Raw genomic sequence first — 19,204 nt, 5'->3', positions numbered from 1 at the left:
AGATATAACCTGCGCCATACCGTTGCCATCCCTGCAACGCGGCCGGCACTCCCCGCCGTTTACAGCCCGGGCGCTTTCCACATCGAGGTGGTCAGGCCATGATCCACCAGGCCCAGCTGGTCGGCGTACACCGCCTGCCAATTGATTTTCATTTCCTGGTAGCGCTGATGGTTTTCCATGTCGGGCTGGTATTCACGCTCCCAGCGCACCAGGCGCTCGCCGGTTTCGGCCAGCGCCGGATAGATGCCGGCGCCCACCCCGGCGGCGATGGCGCAGCCCAGCGCCGTGGCTTCCTTGACCTCGGGTACTTTAACCATCAGGCCGGTAACGTCGCTGAGGATCTGGCACCATAACTTACCTTTGGATCCGCCGCCGGCGAAAACCAAGGAGGGCGCCTGTACGCCTGAGAAGCGGGCGATCTGCTCCAGATTGCAGGCACAAACGATGGCCGCGTTTTCTTCCAGGGCGCGGAACAGCGTCTGTTTATTGCAGCGATCGGGATCGATGGACAAATTGATAAACGAGGGGGCGGCGTGATACCAGGATTTAAAATGCATGGCGTCGGAAAATATCGGCATGATGCCATGGGATCCCACCGGTACGCGGGCCGCCATTTCCTCCAGCAGGCTATAGGTGTCCACGCCCATGCGCGCGGCGATGGATTTTTCCTCGCTGCAAAAAGCGTCGCGAAACCAGCGCATGGTAAGCCCGGTAAAAAAGCTGATGCACTCGGCCTGCGTCATGCCGGGGATGACATGGGGATTGATGCGGATGTTCATATCCGGATCGGTCATCGGCGCGGGCAGGTTAACCACCTGCTGCCAAAAGGTGCCGCCCAGCACCGCGGTTTGTCCCGGCTGCACGATGCCTAATCCCAGGCTGCCGAGCTGTACATCGCCGCCGCCCATGACGACCGGGGTGCCCGCCGCCAGTCCGCAGGCATGCGCGGCCAGGCGCGTGACCTCGCCCAATAGGGTGCCGGTCTCGCGCACCGGCGAGAGCATGTCGGCGCGCAGGCCGGCCATATCCAGCAGGCTGCGTTGCCAGTCGCGGCTGGAGAGACTCAGCATGCCGGTGGTGCCGGCGTTCGAGGGATCGACCGCCAGTTCCCCGGAAAGCATATAGGCCAGCCAGTCGCTTATCATGGTCAGCGTCGCCGCCCGGCGATACACGTCCGGCCGGTGGTGCGCCAGCCACAACAGGCGCGGCATGGCGCTCAGCGCCAGGGTTTGCCCGGAATACTCATACACCTCGCGCTCAAAACAATAATCGTGCAGTTCTTTCAGCTCGGCCACTTCGCGGCTGGCGCGGGCATCGACGTTGGCGCAGGCCCAGATGGGCTTGCCGTGGCGATCATAGAGCACGATGCCTTCGCGCATGGAGCAGGCGGCCACCGCCCGAATCGCCAGGGGAGGAAGCCCGGCGCGTTGCAGCGCCTGGCGTATGCATCCGCAGGCCAGCTGCCAGTTGTTGTCCAGATCAAAGTCCATGGACCCTGGGATGGCGGGGTCGGAGACGTGCCGCCATTCAGCCTGGCTCACGGCCACCTGATTGCCTGCGGTATCGAAAATTACCGCCCGCACGCTGCCGGTGCCGGCATCGATCGCCATCAGATAATCGCCGCCGGGGGCGGGGTCATTGTGCGTAGGGTTACAGAGTGATGTCATGGTTTTATCTCTGTTTTATCCGCGCCGGGGCGCGTTATGGGTATGGATTACAGCCTATCGAGCATGGCCCTCACCGTACTTTCTTCCGTGACCAGGGCGTTGATATGTTTGCCCGCCAGCGCCGCCAGGATGGCCTCGGCTTTTTCCACGCCGCCCGCCACGCCGATCACCAAGGGGATATTGTCCAAATCCCGCAGCGATATGCCGATCAGCTCCTGGTGGATTGGCATGGCCGCCGTCAATTCGCCGTTTCGCTGCATAAAATAGCCAAGAATATCGCCCACCGCGCCCTTGCGTCCGAACAGCAGCTGTTCCCCCTCGCTGATATAACCGGAACGCATGATGGTGGCCTCGCGCCGCTGGCTTAGCGAACCGATGCCTACCACCGCGATATCCGCGGCGCAGGCGGTCAGCATGACATCCTGTACGCTGCGCTCCTGGCGGAAAATTTCCGCCACGCTTGCCGAGGACGCGCGCAGCGGCGCCGGGATAATGCTGACGCTGCAGGCGGCGTCCAACTGGCCGATGCCGGTCATATAGGGACCGACCCCGCCGGAAAGGGTCACCAGCCTGATCTGCTGCGAGGTGATAAAACCGCTCAGATGCTGCAGCGTGCTCATGGCGGTTTCGCCAAAACCCACCGCCAGCAGTTGCTGCGGTTGAAGCTGCTTCATGATCTCCTGGGCGGCGCCGATGCCGATGCGTTGGCTCATATCCCGCTGCGGCAAGGCCGGCAACACCCGCGCGTGGCGCAAATCGAAACGCTCCAGCAATTGGTTTTCCAGCTCCAGGCATCCCTCGTAACGGGAGTTAATTTGTACGCGGATGACGCCCGACTGGCGGCCTTTTTCCAGCAGACGCGACACCTTGAGGCGGGTCAGCCCAAGCTGCTCGCCAATCTCTCCCTGGGTCATGCCGTCGTGATAATAAAACCACGCTATACGCGCTAACAGTTCCTGCTCGGCCATGCTGCTGTCCGCTGGGTTGAAATGATCCGGATTATTTTTCTTCATATAGAACACTTATTAAAATTTAAATCAATTGTTCAATTAATCACAACGCTAAATTGTGATGGAGACGACAAAAAGACCTTTCCGCCATCTGGTACGGCGATTAATAACCCCGTGATGCACAAAATGTGATCGATCTGGCGGTTTTATTATAACGGCCCAACTAGGATTATGAACAGTTTTGAATTTTAAATTCATTTGTTCATACGCGTCGAGGCAGCATGATACTACCATCCCCGATGGAACCCACGCCGTTGCTCAGCGTGCATAACGTCAGCAAACACTATTCAGGCGTGGCGGTATTAAAAGATATCGCCTTTACCCTGATGCCGGGGCAAGTGCATGCCTTGCTCGGCGGCAACGGCGCGGGTAAGTCGACGCTGATGAAAATCATCGCCGGCGTGGTGGCGCCGGACAGCGGCGCCCTGAGCATCATGGGCGAGCCCTGCCCGTCGCTGACGCCCGCCCGGGCGCATCAGTTGGGTATCTATCTGGTGCCCCAGGAGCCGATGCTGTTTCCCAACATGACGGTTAAGGAGAATATCCTGTTCCGCCTGCCGCGCCATCAGGCCGATAGCCGGAAATTGCAGGCACTGTTGCACCGCCTGGGCTGCGATCTGCCGCTGCAGGCCGCGGCCGGCACGCTGGAAGTGGCCGACCAGCAGTTAGTCGAGATCCTGCGCGGCCTGATGCGCGACGCGCGTATCCTGATCCTCGACGAACCCACGGCGTCGCTGACCCCCGTGGAAACCCAACGTTTGTTTCAACAGGTGCGCGGCCTGTCCGGTCAAGGGGTGGGGGTGGTGTTTATCTCCCATAAACTGCCGGAGGTCCATGCCCTGGCGGACCGGGTCAGCGTTATGCGCGACGGCGCGATTACCCTCAGCGGCGCCATCGGTGAGTTTACCACCGACGCGCTTATCCAGGCGATCGCCCCCGTGGCGCGTGTGGATAGCCTGCCGGTGGAGCAGAAGATGTGGCTGGAATTGCCGGGACGACGCCATACCTTCGCCGCCCGCGGGCCGGTACTGGACGTGTCGGGCCTTACCGGCGAAGGGTTTAAAGACGTCTCTTTCACGGTTAATGCCGGAGAAATCATCGGCCTGGCGGGCGTGGTGGGCGCCGGGCGTACTGAGCTGGCGGAAACGCTGTATGGCCTGCGCCCGGTCCGCGGCGGGCAGCTACGGCTGGAGGGACGCGATATCGGATCGCTGACGCTGGCCCAGCGGCTGGCGGCCGGGCTGGTCTACCTGCCGGAGGACCGGCAGTCGTCGGGATTGTACCTGGATGCGCCGCTGTACTGGAATACCGCCGCGCTGACCGCCGGCCGCCGCGGCTGGTGGCTGCATCCCCGGCGGGAAAAAGCCACCTTGGAACGCTACCATCGCGCGCTGGGCATCAGATATGCCGATCCCGATCAGCCGGCGCGCACCCTCTCGGGCGGCAACCAGCAAAAGCTATTGATCGCCAAATGCCTGGAAGCGCAGCCCCGTCTGCTGATCGTCGACGAACCGACGCGCGGCGTCGACGTATCGGCGCGCGCCGATATCTACCGGCTGCTGCGCGGGGTGGTGGCGCAGAATGTGGCGCTGCTGCTGATTTCCTCGGATCCGGAAGAGATAGCGCTGCTGGCGGACCGGGTCTTTGTCATGCATCAGGGGCAATTAAGCGCGCCCATGACGGGCGGCAGCGTAAGCGTAGAACACATGATGCGCATGGCCTTTGGCTCCCATGCCCCGGATGAGGAGATCGCGGATGCTTAGACTATTGCAGAATAACCGTGAATTTACCGCCTTGCTGGCCATCCTGGTGCTGTTTGTGCTGCTGGGGGCGCTTGATCGCGGTTATATCGGTTTCCAGACGCTGCTGATGATTTTCAGCAGCGCGCAGATCCTGATGCTGCTGGCGATGGGCGCCGCACTGGTTATGCTGACGCGCAATATCGATGTGTCGGTGGGGTCCATCGCCGGTCTTTGCGCGGTAACGCTGGGATTGTTGCTCAATGCCGGCTGGCCGCTGGCCACCGCCATTGTGTTTACCCTTTTGACCGGGCTGGCGGCGGGGCTGTTTAACGGTGTGCTGGTCGCCTGGTGCCGGATACCCGCCATTGTCGCCACGCTTGGTACCCTGGGGCTGTACCGGGGACTGATGCTGTTGCTGACCGGCGGCAAATGGATTGAAGGCCTGCCGTCCGGGTTAAAGTCTTTGTCCAATCCGTCGTGGTTTGGCGTCTCGCCCATCGGCTGGGTGATCATGCTGCTGCTGGCCGGCCTGTTCTGGCTATGCTCGCGCAGCGCGTTCGGGCGCAACTTCTATGCGGTGGGGGACAATCTGCAGGGCGCGCGCCAATTAGGCGTGCCGGTAAACGCCATCCGTATCGCCGCGTTTGCCGTTAACGGGGCGATGGCATCGCTTGCCGGCATCGTGTTTGCCTCGCAGATCGGTTTTGTCCCCAACCAGACCGGCAGCGGACTGGAAATGAAGGCTATCGCCGCCTGCGTGCTGGGCGGCATCAGTTTGCTGGGCGGCACCGGTACGGTGATAGGCGCCATCCTCGGCGCCTATTTCCTGACGCAAATCGACACCGTGCTGGTATTGCTGCGTCTGCCGGCATGGTGGAATGATTTTATCGCCGGCCTGGTGCTGCTCGGCGTGCTGATTTTCGACGGCCGCCTGCGCCGGGCGCTGGAGTTGAACCGCCGTCGCCAGAAATACGCCCGTTTTATGCCGGCGCCGGCGGCGAAGGCCAAAGACGCTAAAAAACGCCCCGGCGGCGGCGCGCGCGCGGCGGCGTCCGGCACCACTAAAAAGAACAGCGGGGTGGCCTGATGAAACCGGCAAAACTAAAAGGCTATGGTTGGGAAGGCGCGCTGATAGTGCTGCTGATAGCGGAAATCCTGCTGTTCGGCGTCATCAACCCGCGCATGCTGGATCTCAATATGCTGTTGTTCAGCACCAGTGATTTTATCGCCATCGGCATCGTCGCCCTGCCGCTGACCATGGTCATCGTCAGCGGCGGGATTGATATCTCTTTCGCCGCCACCGTCGGGCTGTGCGCCATCGCGCTCGGGGTCCTGTTCCAGGGCGGGGTGCCCCTGTCCCTGGCGATCCCCTTGACCCTGCTGCTTGGCCTGGCGTGCGGGCTGCTTAACGCCGCCCTGATTCTTTATACCGGCGTGAATCCGCTGGTGATAACCCTTGGCACGCTGTATCTGTTCGGCGGCAGCGCCCTGCTGCTGTCAGGCCTGGCGGGCGCCACCGGGTTTGAAGGCATCGGCGGTTTTCCCGCGGCCTTCAGCGACGTCGCCAACCTGGCGCCGGGCGGCCTGCCGATGCCGCTGCTGCTGTTCCTGCTGACGCTGATGGGGTTCTGGCTGCTGATGCACCGCACGCGGCTCGGCCGCAATTGCTTTGTTATCGGCCAAAACGCGCGCGTGGCGCGTTATAGCGCGGTGCCGGTCGGGCGCACCCTGTGCGCGGTATATGGCTTGACCGGCCTGGCGTCGGCGGTGGCCGCGGTACTGCTGGTGTCTTATTTCGGCTCCGCCCGGTCCGACCTCGGCGGCGCGTTGCTGATGCCGGCGATTACCGCCGCGGTGCTCGGCGGGGCCAATATCTACGGCGGCTCCGGTTCCATCCTCGGCACCGCGCTGGCGACCCTGCTGGTGGGCTTTTTGCAGCAGGGCCTGCAAATGGCGGGCGTCGCCAACCAGGTCTCCAGCGCCCTGTCGGGCGCGCTGCTGATCCTGGTGGTTATCGGCCGCTCCGCCAGCCTGCATCGGGAACTATTGGCCCGCTTCCTGACTCGCCGGCTGCGCCCGCGGGTTTCCTTATGATGACTATCTCTGAGATCAATGGAGTCGAACATGGATAACAGTATCTGGCGCAATAGAGCAATGGCGGGCGCGTTCCTGCTGGCGGCCGCGGGGTTCGCCACCGCCCAGGCCGCCGAGCGCATCGCCTTTATCCCCAAGCTGGTGGGCGTGGGTTTTTTTACCAGCGGCGGCAACGGCGCGCTGGCGGCGGGCAAGGAACTGGGCGTCGACGTTACCTATGACGGCCCTACCGAGCCCAGCGTCTCCGGGCAGGTACAGTTGATCAACAATTTTGTCAACCAGGGCTACAACGCCATCATCGTATCGGCGGTGTCGCCCGACGGCCTGTGTCCGGCGCTCAAGCGGGCCATGCAACGCGGGGTAAAGGTGCTGACCTGGGATTCCGATACCAAACCGGAGTGCCGTTCGGTGTATATCAACCAGGGTACGCCGAAACAGCTCGGCTCGCTGCTGGTGGATATGGCGGCGAAACAGGTCACCCGGGAGCAGGCCAAGGTGGCGTTTTTTTACTCCAGCCCAACCGTTACCGATCAAAATCAATGGGTCAAAGAGGCCAAGGCCAAAATCAGCGCCGATCATCCCGGCTGGACTATCGTCACCACGCAGTTCGGTTATAACGACGCCACCAAATCCCTGCAAACCGCCGAGGGTATCCTGAAGGCCTACCCGGACCTGGATGCGATTATCGCGCCTGACGCCAACGCGCTGCCCGCCGCCGCGCAGGCCGCGGAGAATCTTGGCCGTAAGGGCGTGACCATCGTCGGTTTCAGCACGCCTAACGTCATGCGTCCCTATGTGCAACGCGGCACGGTGAAGACCTTTGGCCTGTGGGATGTAGTACAGCAGGGCAAGATTGCGGTGTATGTGGCGCATGAAATGCTGCAAAAGGGCGACCTCAATGTCGGCGATAAGCTGACCATCCCGCAGGTGGGCGCGGTGGAGGTCTCCGCCAACAGCGTGCAGGGATATCAATATGAGGCCAAGAACAACGGCATCGTCCTGCTGCCCGAACGCGTGCAGTTCAATAAAGACAATATCGATAAATACGATTTTTAACCGGTCTGCGTAGGAGACATGATTATGGCTGATTTGGACGATATCAAGGACGGCAAGGATTTCGGCATCGGCGTGGCGCAGCGCAATGTGCCGTTTTTCCTCAAGGGCAGCGGAGCGCTTGACTGGGGCATGCAATCACGCCTGGCGCGGATTTTCAATCCCGTATCCGGTCGTACGGTAATGCTGGCGTTCGACCATGGTTATTTCCAGGGGCCGACCACCGGTCTTGAGCGGATCGATTTGCACATCGCGCCGCTGTTCGCCCATACCGACGTGCTGATGTGCACGCGCGGCATCCTGCGCAGCCAGGTGCCGCCGGCGGTAAATAAACCGGTGGTGCTGCGCGCGTCCGGCGCCAACTCCATCTTAGGTGAACTGTCGAACGAGGCGGTGGCGGTATCCATTGAAGATGCGCTGCGCCTGAACGTGGCGGCGATGGCGGCGCAGGTGTATATAGGCAGCGAATACGAGCATCAGTCGATAAAAAATATTATCCAGCTGATTGACCAGGGCACGCGCTACGGCATGCCGACCATGGCGGTCACGGGCGTGGGAAAGGATATGGCGCGCGATCAGCGCTATTTTTCGCTGGCGACACGCATTGCCGCCGAAATCGGCGCGCAGGTGATCAAGACCTATTATACCGATATCGGTTTTGAACGCGTGGCGGCGGGCTGTCCGGTGCCGATCGTCATTGCCGGCGGCAAAAAACTGCCCGAACGGGAGGCGCTGGAGATGTGCTATCGCGCCATTGACCAGGGCGCATCCGGGGTCGACATGGGGCGGAATATCTTCCAGTCCGAGGCGCCGGTGGCGATGCTGAAAGCCGTGCAGGCGGTGGTGCACCACGGCGAAAACGCCGAGCGCGCGTATGCGCTGTTCAAAAGCGAGCAACACCCGATAGAAGGGGGCAGGTAATGCATGTGACGCTGGTGGAGATCAATGTCAAAGCCGACAAGATAGACGATTTTATTGCGGTTTTCCGGCAAAATCATCTTGGTTCGATTCAGGAACCAGGCAATTTACGCTTCGACGTGCTGCAGGACGAGCAGGTGCCGACCCGATTTTATATTTACGAGGCGTATCGCGATGAACAGGCGGTGGCGGCGCATAAAAAAACCGCGCACTACCTGCGCTGCGTTGAGCAATTGGCGCCGCTGATGACCGAACCGCGCAAGAAGACCACCTTTATCGGCCTGCTGCCGGAGACGGCGTAAGCTCCCGGCATAAACGGCGGGCGGTCAGGGCTGCCATAGCGGTTCCTGTCCGCTGAGCTTACGGTCAAGGAAAAACGCCGCGCTGATCAGTGCCAGATGGGTCAGCGCCTGCGGCGTATTGCCCAGCGGGTAGCCCCGCTGGTCGAATTCTTCAGCGTACAGGCCGAGCGGATTGGCATAGCTGAGCAGTTTTTCGAATTCGAAATGCGCTTCCTCCAGGCGATCCGCGCGCGCCAGGCACTCTACATACCAAAACGAGCAGGCGGCGAAGGCGCCCTCGCTGCCGGGCAAGGTATCGGATGGCGTGTTTTCGTTATTATAGCGCCGCACCAGGCCGTCCTGGACCAGCGTATCCCTGATGGCGTCCAGGGTGGCGAGCCAGTCGGGATCGGTGGCGCCGACAAAACGGAACAGCGGCATCAGCAGCATGGACGCGTCCAGGTCCTGACCGTGCCGCGTGGCGGTAAAATGGCCTAGCTCATCATTCCAGAAATGCGTCCAGATATCCGCGCGGATATCGGTGCGCGCCTGATCCCAGCGATCGTAGGGCATGGGCAGGGAGCGTTTCATCCCCAGGCGCAGCGCGCGATCGATGGCCACCCAGCACATCAGCCGGGAGTGCAGGAAATGCTGGGGTTCACCGCGCATTTCCCAGATGCCCGCATCCGGCTGGTTCCAGCTGTTGCAGACATGATCGATCATCCTGACGATATGCTGCCAGCCGCGGTGCGAAATAGCCTCGCCATATTTGTTCGCCAGGTAAACGGCATCCATCAGTTCGCCATAAATATCGAGCTGGAGCTGCCGGTAAGCCCCGTTGCCGATGCGTACCGGCACCGACCCGGCATAGCCCGACAGATGCGGCAGGCTGGCCTCCGGCAGTTCGGTACCGCTGTCCAGCCGATACATGACCTGCAGTTTATCCGGCTCAAACTGACTGTTTTCCATGCAGCGGCCCACCCATGTGGTAAAGGCGCCGGCTTCCTCGATATAACCCAGGCGCATCAGGGCATAAACGCTAAACGAGGCGTCGCGGATCCAGGAGGCGCGATAGTCCCAGTTGCGCGCGCCGCCCAGATGCTCAGGCAGGCCGAAAGTGGCGGCGGCGGCAATGGAGCCGTGTTTCCAGGAGGTCAGGAGCTTAAGCGCCAGCGCCGAGCGGTTGACCATTTCCCGCCAGCGCCCTTTATAGCTGCTGGCGGCGCTCCAACGCCGCCAATAGCGCAGCGTGGTATCGAAGCATACCCGGGTATTATCCAGATTGACCTGCGGGTCGCGGGCGCTGCCGAAGATAAATTCCGCGTGTTCACCGGCTTTAAGCGTAAAACGGGCCACGGCGGCGGTGCCCGCGGCGGTATGCAGGGGGACGCTGGACACCAGGCGCAGGCTGGGCTGGCCGGGAGCGGTAAACACCACCGTCTCATGGTCCAGGCGGGCGCGGGTGGCCGCGCGGGCATAGTCGTGCACCGGCGCGCAGCGCAGCGTAAAGCATGCTTCGCCCTGAAGCACCTTCAGGCGACGTATAATGCGCGGCATGCGGTTTTCGTCGTCGCAGATCGGCATAAAATCGGTGATTTCCGCCAAGCCGGTAGTGTCCAGCCAGCGGGTTTGCAGGATATTGCTGTCGGGCAGGTAAAGCTGTTGCCTGCGGGCATCCGGCCAATCGGGGGATAAGGTGAAAACCCCGGCCGCGTCGGTATCCAGCAGCGCGCTGAACACGGACGGACTGTCAAGGTCGGGCCAGCAGAAATAGTCAATGCTGGCGTCAACGGCGATCAGTGCGCAGGTCTGTAAATCGCCGATGATGCCGTGTTCCCCAATGCGTCGTATCGCGTCGGTTTGAGGTAAGTCAGCCATGTCCCTGATTTCCTGAAAAGGCGCGTATGCCGCTGGATTGAGTCAATGTAGTACTAACTATAGCGCAGGATGAATGGCCTGGCCTTTGCATCCGCGTTCATGCGCGCCAGTCTATGGGGTTTATGCAGGGATGATTTCAGGCGGCAGGCACGGAGAGCCGGGTTTTGGCATTGATGTTGATCAGCTGGCTGCCGGCGCAGAAAAATTTTTGCGGAATGTAACGATCGAACCCCTTGGCACGGCAAAAATCCACTAGCCCGCTTAAACAGTGCACGCCGGCTTTTTTATACACAATAAGCAATCTATTCTCGACGGTCCTGAACGAGAGGTTAAGTTTTTTGGCTATTATTTTACTGCTCATGGATTGCAATGCATAAAAGATCACGTCCAGCTCGCCTTCGGAAAACAGCTGTTCCGGCGGGAAAAAAGAGAAGAACGTGGGACGCTCGCCGTTAATATGTTTCAGCAGGGAAAAATGCTCAAACTTGCGGGCATGGAAAACGGTGCCGATACATTTGCCGATTCTATGGTCAAATAAAGGGAATTTATCAAAATAATAGGGCTGTAGCAGCTGTTCGCCGCCATAACGATGAATTTCCAGGGAACAGAGCCGATCTTTGACTTGCAGCGTGCTGCGGTCATGCTCTTTGAAATGCCAGGCGAATTCGGCAATGGAGGAGGGCAACTGATCGTCCAGGCAGCCTTCAATATTGTGTAACGAGCGCTTTACATTAATAAGGTCATAATAAGCTTTATTTGCATAGGCATAACGAGATTCTGTATCTTTAACGCCCCACGGCTCGCTGGAATTATCCCAGAACATCAAAAGCTGTGGTGATATTTCAATTGCAAATCGCTCGGCTATCCCAGCAGCGCATTTCATATTAACTTCCATTAGTGTGCCACCTAATTAATCACAACTTGTCCATATCCCCATCATAATGTTTAAACATAGTACTGTCCAGAGGGGTAAAAAAGATATTAATAACTGATAAAAATACATTGTCATTATAGAATGCAGGCCGTTAAGCCGAAGGCGCCCGTGTAGCTTACACCTTCATTTTTTTAATTTTAATTAAACGTAAATTATAAAATTAGATATTTAACCAACGTATAAACCGCCGATCCCGCATCTGGCGCTATTTACACTATAAGGATATTTGTGATGGAAAAAATCAATATCGCCGCCAATGATTATGCCTGCGCGCGCGTACCGGACGCGCGGCGCTCCGGCTTTCTCACCGTGACCATGATACGCATCGGCATTACCACCACCCTCGGGCAATTTTTGCTTGGGGCGATGCTTGGCCATGCCATGACATTTTACCAGGCGCTGTTCGCGACCTTTCTGGGAAGCCTGATCCTGGAATTCGTCGGCCTGGGGCTGGGACTGGCCGCCGCCAGGGAGGGGTTGTCCACCAGCCTGCTGGCCCGCTGGTGCGGTTTCGGCCAGGCGGGATCGGTGCTGATTGGCGTTGTGATCGCCCTTAGCCTGTTAGGGTGGTTTGGCGTGCAGAACGCCATTTTTGCCCATGGCGTTGATTATATGCTGGGAGGGCGGCTCGGTTTCGGCTGCTCCGCGGTTATTACCGGCATGGCGCTTACCGCCCTGGTCGCCTGCGGTTTTCGCGCCCTGGGCTGGACGGCCATGATATCGGTACCGCTCTTCTTCCTGGTGGTCGGCTGGATCGCGCTGGAGCTGCTGGCCGGCCATGATGTTGCCGCCCTGGTCGCCGCCGCGCCTATCGGCGAACCCATGACCCTGGGGATGGCGGCCACCAGCGTAGCGGGCGGTTGTATCGTCGGCGCTGTCACCACGGCGGATATCAGCCGTTATTGTAAAAACGGCCGGCATGTTTTCTGGATGATCACCGTCTCGATTATCATCGGCGAATTCGTGGTTAACGGTATCGCCATCCTGATAGCGCATGCGCTGGGAACGTCGGACGTGGTCGCGGTGATGACGCAGACCGCCGGATGGGTAGGCGTATCCGCGGTGATCTTGTCGGCGGTGAAAATCAATGACGCCAATTTGTATTCGTCTTCCCTGGCGCTGGCCAACGCTTTCGAAGGCATTACCGGCAGGAAGTTAAGCTATCGCCGGCTGACGATTATCTTGGGTGCCTGCGGCACGATATTGACGCTAATCGGCATTCTGGAGCAATATCAGCATTTCCTTATCCTGATGGGTGTGGTTTTCCCTCCGGTGGCAGGCGTTATGGTTTGTGATTATTATTTGCTGCGAACCAGCCGCCGGCTCCCTCGACCAAACGCGCGCCAACCATGCCCTGCCGGACCCGGCCTTGACGCCTGTCATCGGCTGGCGGGCCGTTATAGCCTGCGTAACGGGGATCCTGGCCGGCCTTCTCTTTGATGCGGGGATCGCGGCCCTTAATTCGTTAATGGTTTCCATTATTGTCTATTGGATAATATGTACTCTTAAATCAAGGCGCGTTGCCGATGTACAATAACCCTCCCCTGGTAAAGTAAAATGCCATAACATTAACAGGAAGCGTATCAGCGTCCGGAAAAAGGCGGATATCCTGATCGCTTCTTTGATATTCAAAATAATTCTTTATGTGTTTAAGGAAAATGAATATATCGTTCAGGTAAGATTTAACGTAATCTGCCAGCGCCATGACAATACCGGGCTTTATGCCACAATGTGCCCCGTTGTTAATCACTGGTATATCACAATTAGCCGCTGTCCACTAATCCACGTGGTAGAGTACTTTCTACTCGATAATAAATATGTTTTAATACGCAGCTATTTTAACAACATAACACTATACATTTGCCGGTGCAGGAGAAGACGCATGTGTAAATTCAGCCCCTGCTTCTATGAGTTCCTTTTTGATAGTCATGTTGAGTTCATTAGGAAGCCTGATGGAAATACAATAATTTTTGGCGCCTTGAATTTAACCCATACGGGAATCAGGCATATTCCGCAAAAATTGATAATTGTTAATTCGCTTATTATGAGATATTGCGACATTGAATATCTTCCCGAGGGGTTACAGGTGTTTGATGACCTGGACTTGAAAAACACGCCGATCAAGCGATTACCGCAGGACCTGCACGTTGGCGGAAGTATCTTCCTGGAAAATTCGCAGTTGAGCGAGCTGCCGGACAATTTCGAGGTTGACGGCGGATTGGATCTTGAAAATACGCCGATAAGAACGTTACCGAGTAATCTGTGCGTAGGGGGTTATCTGAACATCCAGGGTACCAATATTACCGCTTTGCCTGAAGATCTTTATGTCGGCCAGACTTTGCTGCTTGATAGCGAAAAAATCAGTATGAACGAGGCCTATCGCAATATTTTGGCCAGCGGGATAATATGGCCTAAGGAACGTCAATATATTAACAAGAATGTTAAGTCATTAACAAAGGTAGGCAATGCCGAATCGAGCTACACGCATCGTGCGTTTTTCTAGCTGCGCCGTTCGGCGCGCCCATGGCGGCCTGCTTTTTGATCCTCTTACCGGAAACGCCGTTCCAGGCTGTATTGCATTGGGGGGCCCGGCTTGTTATTAATATTTCTAATAGGGATATTAATAAAATGAGGGTGGGTTATCCCATTCCCGCGGCCTGTTTTATGGAATAGTAGTGGGCAATCTGACCCATACCACCGGTGTTTACCGCCCGGCGTACCGGCGCTGGGAGTCAATTTTCGCCATGGAGAGATTGTGATGACCCATTTTATCAACGGCAGCTGGCGCAGCGGCAAAGGCGATCCTTTTACCAAGCTTTGCCCTGTCAGCGGCGCGTTTTTATGGCAGGGTAACGAAGCGAATGCGCTTCAGGTAGACGAGGCATGTCGGGCCGCGCGCGCTGCGTTTCCCGCCTGGGCCAGGCGGCCGTTGTCAGGACGCGTCGAGCTGCTGCAGGCATTCGCCGGTTTGCTTGCCCAGCATAAAACCGAGCTGGCGAGCGTCATTTCCCGCGAGACCAGCAAGCCGCTGTGGGAAAGCCAGACCGAAGTGCAGGCCATGATCAATAAGGTGGCTATTTCCCTGACGGCTTACCACGCCCGCACCGCAGAAAGCGTCGCGGCCCAGGGCGACGGCCAGGCCAGCTTGCGCCACCGGCCGCACGGCGTGCTGGCGGTATTCGGCCCGTATAACTTTCCGGGGCATTTACCCAACGGCCATATCGTGCCCGCGCTGCTGGCGGGCAATACCCTGGTGTTTAAACCCAGCGAACTGACGCCGATGACCGCCGAACTGACCTTGCGTTTGTGGCAAGAAGCCGGACTGCCCCCGGGGGTTATCAACCTGGTGCAGGGCGGCCGGCAAACCGGCATGGCCCTGGCTCAATCTTCTGAGACCGACGGGCTCTTGTTTACCGGCAGCGCCCATACCGGCTATCAACTGCACCGGCAATTGGCCGGCCGGCCGGAAAAAATGCTGGCGCTGGAAATGGGCGGTAACAACGCCCTGATTGTTGAACAGGCGGACGACGTGGACGCGGCGGTAAATGTTATTATCCACTCGGCGTTCATCTCCGCAGGCCAGCGCTGTACCTGCGCCCGCCGTCTGCTGGTCAGGCGCGGTGCGGCGGGGGATGCCCTGCTCGGCCGGCTGGTAAAGGTAAGCGCCGCCTTGCGTATCGGCGCCTGGGATAGCCAACCGCCGCCGTTTATGGGCGGGGTGATAAGCCTGCAGGCGGCGGCCAGTCTTATCGTGGCGCAGGAACAACTGCTGGCCGCGGGCGGCAAAGCCTTGCTGGCCCTGACTCAGCCGCGGGCGGAAAGCAGCCTGCTGACGCCGGGCATTATCGATATCACCGCGGTGCCTGACGCCCCGGATGAAGAATACTTTGGCCCGCTGTTAAGCGTTATCCGCTATGACGATTTTGACCAGGCCCTGCATATTGCCAACAATACCCGTTTCGGGCTGGCCATGGGATTGATATCACCCCATCGCCATCATTTCGACCGGCTATTGCTTGAGGCCCGCGCCGGCATCGTCAATTGGAATAAACCGCTGACCGGTGCGGCCAGCAGCGCGCCTTTCGGCGGCATCGGCGCATCCGGCAACCACCGGCCCAGCGCTTTTTACGCGGCGGATTATTGCGCCTGGCCCATGGCGTCGCTGGAAAGCGAGCAATTGACCCTGCCCGAGCCATTGGCGCCGGGTCTGACATTTCCCGGTTAGCGGCGCGGATGTTTTCAGGCCGGCGGCGCGGGAAAGTAAACCCGGCATCACCCGCCGGCCGGATCCATAATTTGCCGCTGACCGCAGCGTAAATCGCTGCTATGATTGCCGGATTCATGGGTTCACCGTCATCCGGGCGCCCTCGCTCAGCCTAAGGTAGAGATATGGACATCAATAAAAGCTTCTCTATGGCGGCGCTGTGCGCCGTACTAAGCGCCTGCGCGCCGGCGCCGCACCGCGAGGCGCCGGCGCTATCGCAAAGGGCTGCGAGCGCGCCGGCCCTTTGCGGCAAACCGGATGCGGGCGCGGAAATGGATTATTATCAATCCACCAGGCAGGCCTATCTGGACGCCGGGATGGATGATGAATTAAGCACCTATCTTGCCCATACCGCCTCCGCCATGATGAGCTGTATCTGGCATCAGGAATTCGGTCAGTTCGCCGGCAGGACCTGCTCGGTGAAACTGGATTTCAGCGGTACGCGCCCGGAAAAGTCGTTTTCCGGTGATAAGGCGTTGTGCGCCTTTATCGAAAAACAAATTGTCCCGGTCGCCATTTCTCCGCCGCCGGCCTCCTATCTGAAACAGCATCAAGCCATTTGGATTGAGTTCACGCCCGGTTAAGGCGATACCGCCCGCGCTCAGACATTGCGGTTGGTGAACTCCTGGCCCAGCCAGTCTATAAATACCCGCACCCGGGGTGCTAGCTGGCGATTATGCGGATAGAGCACCGCAACCGGAATCGGCGCGGCGGGATAATCCGCCAGCAGCGACGACAGGGCGCCGCTGGCCAAATCGCCGGCCACATGGTAGCGCGGCACCTGGATTATCCCCATGCCCAGCCGCGCCGCCGCCACCAGGCTCTCCGCGCCGGTAACCGAGACCGTGGCCTGCAGCGTGCGGGTGTGCAGGGTGCCATCGATCATGAATTCCAACGGCATAAGGGTACCGGTGGCGGACGAGCGGAAACCGACCATCCTGTGGTCTGCCAGATCCGCCGGCGAAGCCGGCAGGCCGAAACGCTGAATATAATCAGGCGAAGCGCAGGTGATTTGTGCCAGCGCGCCGAGACGCCGCGCCACCATATCGCTGTCTTTCAGGTTGCCGACTCGCAATACGCAATCCATGCCCTCTCGCACCAGATCCACCAGCCGGTCGCCCTCGCTCATGAAAAACTCGATTTCCGGATACCGCGCCAGAAAGCCGGGCAGGCCGGGCAGTAGGAAATGGCGTGCCAGGGTGCCGTGTACGTCTACCCGCAATAATCCCTTCGGCCGGGCGCCGCTAAAGGCGGTCTCCGCATCCTCCACCGCCGCCAGGATCAGCAGGCAGCGCTGGTAATACGCCTCGCCATCCAGCGTCGGGCTTACCTGGCGCGTGGTACGATGCAGCAGCCTTACCTGCAGCCGGTTTTCCAACTGCTTGACGGCGTCGGTGGCGGTGGAACGCGGAATGACCAAATCCCGCGCCGCCAGCGTAAAACTGCGCTGTTCAACCACCCGGGTAAACACCCGCATGGCATCGTATCTGTCCAAGGTATTGTTTCTCATTTTCGGATAGTGATGACGAATAATAGGGGATTATCCGGTAAAGAAAAAGGTCCATGCTGTTTTCACCGGCCCCGACAGGGTATGCCGGCAACCCGACAGGAGAACAGCATGAATAACGCTACATCGCGCGTCGCCATCATTACCGGCGCCTCAAGAGGCATCGGCGCCGCCATCGCCCGGCGCCTGGCCCATGACGGTTATACCGTTATCGTTAATTATTCGCGCCAGCAGCAAGAGGCCGACGCGCTGGTCAGCCAGATCACGCAGGCCGGCGGCCATGCCCTCAGCGCCCAGGGCGACGTCAGCGACCCGGCGACTTTTACCACCTTGTTTGATCGGGCGGAAGAGGCGTTCGGCGGGGTGGATATCCTGGTCAATAATGCCGGCATCATGAACCTGAGCACCCTGGCGGACAGCGACGACGCGCTGTTTGATCGCCAGATCGCCATCAACCTGAAAGGCACTTTTAACGGATTGCGAGAAGCGGCGCGGCGCCTGCGCACTGGCGGCAGCATCGTCAATTTTTCCACCAGCGTCGTCGGCCTGCGGCTTGAAACCTACGGCGTCTACGCCGCCACCAAGGCGGCAGTGGAAACCCTGACCGCCATCCTGGCTAAGGAACTGCGCGGCCGCGCGATCAACGTCAATGCCGTCGCTCCCGGACCAACGGGAACCGATCTGTTTTTAAAAGGCAAACCGCAGGAAGTGGTTGACCGCATGGCCAAAATGGCGCCGCTGGAACGCCTGGGCACGCCGGAGGATATTGCCGCCGTGGTGGCGTTCCTGGTGGGTGCCGACGGTGCCTGGATCAATGGCCAGGTGCTGCGCGCCAATGGCGGGCTGATCTAACGCCTTTTCAGTCGATTCATTTCATCTTGAAAAGAGGTTTGGCCATGAAACACGTGATCGTGATAACCGGCGCCTCCAGCGGCTTTGGCGCCCTGACCGCACGGGCGCTGGCCGCAGCCGGACATACCGTTTACGCCGGCATGCGTGAAACCACCGGGCGCAACGCGCCGCAGGCGGCCGAAGCCCGGCGCTATGCCGCCGAACGGGGCGTCGATCTGCGCCCTGTGGAGCTGGACGTCGTGTCCGACGCATCGGTGCAGGCCGCCACTGCCGGCATTATCAGGGAGTGTGGCAGGCTGGATGTGGTGATCCATAATGCCGGTCATATGTCGTTCGGCCCGGCGGAGGCGTTTACCCCGGAACAATTTGCCCAACTGTACGATATCAACGTGCTCAGCACCCAACGCGTAAACCGCGCCGCCTTGCCGCAGCTGCGCAAGCAGGGCAGGGGATTGGTGGTATGGGTGTCGTCCAGCAGCGCCAGGGGAGGCACGCCGCCCTACCTGTCTCCTTACTTCGCCGCCAAGGCGGCGATGGATTCACTGGCCGTCTCTTACGCCGCGGAACTGAGTCGCTGGGGAATTGAAACCAGCATTATCGTGCCGGGGGCGTTTACCCGCGGCACCCATCACTTCGCTCATGCCGGGGCGCCGGCCGATGCGCCGCGCGCCGCGGAATACGATCAGGGGCCCTACACCGGGCTGGCGGAGCAGAGCCTGAAGGGGTTGTCTTCGCTGGAGCCGGCGAATGCCGATGTCGCCGAGGTGGCCAGGGCCATCGTCCGGGTCGTGGATATGCCCTTCGGCACCCGGCCGTTCCGGGTGCATATCGACCCGTCCGGGGACGGCTGCGAGGTGGTCAATGGCATGGCGGACCGGGTGCGCGCCGAACTGTTCCGCCGCATCGGCCTGGAAGACTTATTAAAACCGCACAACCGGTAGTATCTCAAGGCGCTTATGGTCTGGCATCCATCCTGTTACCGCCGCGACGGATCGCAGCGGTGA

Annotated in this window: 16 protein-coding genes and 1 pseudogene; 12 read left to right on the top strand and 5 right to left on the bottom strand. The window is 59.5% G+C overall.

Annotated elements, in window-relative coordinates:
- Window positions 1–59: 59 nt before the first annotated feature.
- Complete coding sequence (lsrK, locus tag ACL2XF_RS17690; RefSeq protein ID WP_410012340.1) at window positions 60–1,667, bottom strand: autoinducer-2 kinase; 1,608 nt, start codon at window positions 1,665–1,667, stop codon at window positions 60–62.
- Window positions 1,668–1,714: 47 nt separating this feature from the next.
- Window positions 1,715–2,680 (bottom strand): transcriptional regulator LsrR, encoded by a 966-nt coding sequence (lsrR, locus tag ACL2XF_RS17685; RefSeq protein ID WP_410012339.1) that lies wholly within the window; start codon window positions 2,678–2,680, stop codon window positions 1,715–1,717.
- A 218-nt stretch (window positions 2,681–2,898) separates the two neighbouring features.
- Here lsrR and lsrA point away from each other — a divergent pair, with 218 nt between their 5' ends.
- Genes lsrA through lsrG form a run of 6 tightly spaced genes read left to right on the top strand, consistent with a single transcriptional unit; the run spans window position 2,899 to window position 8,786 of the window.
- The gene (gene lsrA, locus ACL2XF_RS17680; protein WP_413727258.1) at window positions 2,899–4,440 is read left to right on the top strand and encodes an autoinducer 2 ABC transporter ATP-binding protein LsrA; all 1,542 of its coding nucleotides are present in this window, start codon (window positions 2,899–2,901) and stop codon (window positions 4,438–4,440) included.
- On the top strand, window positions 4,433–5,506 hold the full coding sequence (gene lsrC / locus ACL2XF_RS17675) for an autoinducer 2 ABC transporter permease LsrC (RefSeq protein WP_413727257.1): 1,074 nt from the start codon (window positions 4,433–4,435) through the stop codon (window positions 5,504–5,506). The genes lsrA and lsrC overlap by 8 nt, the downstream gene beginning before the upstream one ends.
- Window positions 5,506–6,513, top strand: coding sequence for an autoinducer 2 ABC transporter permease LsrD (gene lsrD, locus ACL2XF_RS17670; protein WP_413727256.1), 1,008 nt, complete (start codon window positions 5,506–5,508; stop codon window positions 6,511–6,513). The genes lsrC and lsrD overlap by 1 nt, the downstream gene beginning before the upstream one ends.
- Before the next feature lie 30 nt (window positions 6,514–6,543).
- A complete protein-coding gene (lsrB, locus tag ACL2XF_RS17665; protein WP_413727255.1) occupies window positions 6,544–7,569 on the top strand; it encodes an autoinducer 2 ABC transporter substrate-binding protein LsrB in 1,026 nt (341 codons plus the stop codon).
- 24 nt (window positions 7,570–7,593) lie between these two features.
- Window positions 7,594–8,487 carry a 3-hydroxy-5-phosphonooxypentane-2,4-dione thiolase gene (gene lsrF / locus ACL2XF_RS17660; protein ID WP_410016641.1) on the top strand — a complete coding sequence of 298 codons (894 nt, stop codon included), beginning with the start codon at window positions 7,594–7,596 and terminating at the stop codon, window positions 8,485–8,487.
- Complete coding sequence (gene lsrG, locus ACL2XF_RS17655) at window positions 8,487–8,786, top strand: (4S)-4-hydroxy-5-phosphonooxypentane-2,3-dione isomerase (RefSeq protein ID WP_410012333.1); 300 nt, start codon at window positions 8,487–8,489, stop codon at window positions 8,784–8,786. The genes lsrF and lsrG overlap by 1 nt, the downstream gene beginning before the upstream one ends.
- 24 nt (window positions 8,787–8,810) lie before the next feature.
- Here the strand turns inward: lsrG and ACL2XF_RS17650 are convergent, their stop codons facing one another.
- Complete coding sequence (locus tag ACL2XF_RS17650; protein WP_413722004.1) at window positions 8,811–10,643, bottom strand: glycoside hydrolase family 15 protein; 1,833 nt, start codon at window positions 10,641–10,643, stop codon at window positions 8,811–8,813.
- A gap of 136 nt (window positions 10,644–10,779) precedes the next feature.
- On the bottom strand, window positions 10,780–11,538 hold the full coding sequence (locus ACL2XF_RS17645) for a helix-turn-helix transcriptional regulator (RefSeq protein ID WP_410012331.1): 759 nt from the start codon (window positions 11,536–11,538) through the stop codon (window positions 10,780–10,782).
- A gap of 270 nt (window positions 11,539–11,808) precedes the next feature.
- On the opposite strand from ACL2XF_RS17645, the pseudogene ACL2XF_RS17640 reads away from it, so the two are divergent.
- From ACL2XF_RS17640 to ACL2XF_RS17625, 4 genes and pseudogenes are all read left to right on the top strand, one after another.
- A pseudogene (locus tag ACL2XF_RS17640) lies at window positions 11,809–13,114 on the top strand (purine-cytosine permease family protein).
- A gap of 345 nt (window positions 13,115–13,459) precedes the next feature.
- Window positions 13,460–14,080 (top strand): hypothetical protein, encoded by a 621-nt coding sequence (locus tag ACL2XF_RS17635; protein ID WP_413722006.1) that lies wholly within the window; start codon window positions 13,460–13,462, stop codon window positions 14,078–14,080.
- A 255-nt stretch (window positions 14,081–14,335) separates the two neighbouring features.
- Window positions 14,336–15,802: a succinylglutamate-semialdehyde dehydrogenase gene (gene astD / locus ACL2XF_RS17630; protein WP_413727254.1), complete on the top strand. Its 1,467-nt coding sequence runs from the start codon at window positions 14,336–14,338 to the stop codon at window positions 15,800–15,802.
- Between the two features lie 164 nt (window positions 15,803–15,966).
- Window positions 15,967–16,425, top strand: coding sequence for a hypothetical protein (locus tag ACL2XF_RS17625; RefSeq protein ID WP_410012327.1), 459 nt, complete (start codon window positions 15,967–15,969; stop codon window positions 16,423–16,425).
- A 17-nt stretch (window positions 16,426–16,442) separates the two neighbouring features.
- Here ACL2XF_RS17625 and ACL2XF_RS17620 read toward each other — a convergent pair whose 3' ends face one another.
- Entirely contained in the window at window positions 16,443–17,336 is an 894-nt protein-coding gene (locus ACL2XF_RS17620) for a LysR family transcriptional regulator (RefSeq protein WP_413727253.1), read from the bottom strand.
- A 123-nt stretch (window positions 17,337–17,459) separates the two neighbouring features.
- Here ACL2XF_RS17620 and ACL2XF_RS17615 point away from each other — a divergent pair, with 123 nt between their 5' ends.
- A complete protein-coding gene (locus ACL2XF_RS17615) occupies window positions 17,460–18,200 on the top strand; it encodes an SDR family oxidoreductase (protein ID WP_413727252.1) in 741 nt (246 codons plus the stop codon).
- A 44-nt stretch (window positions 18,201–18,244) separates the two neighbouring features.
- On the top strand, window positions 18,245–19,141 hold the full coding sequence (locus ACL2XF_RS17610; RefSeq protein WP_413727251.1) for an SDR family oxidoreductase: 897 nt from the start codon (window positions 18,245–18,247) through the stop codon (window positions 19,139–19,141).
- The last annotated feature ends 63 nt before the right edge of the window (window positions 19,142–19,204 follow it).

This window comes from Sodalis sp. RH19, from assembly GCF_047324215.1.
Taxonomy (GTDB): domain Bacteria; phylum Pseudomonadota; class Gammaproteobacteria; order Enterobacterales; family Enterobacteriaceae; genus Acerihabitans.
Note: the sequence above shows the minus strand (reverse complement) of the source record. Positions and strands in the feature narration are given on the sequence as shown.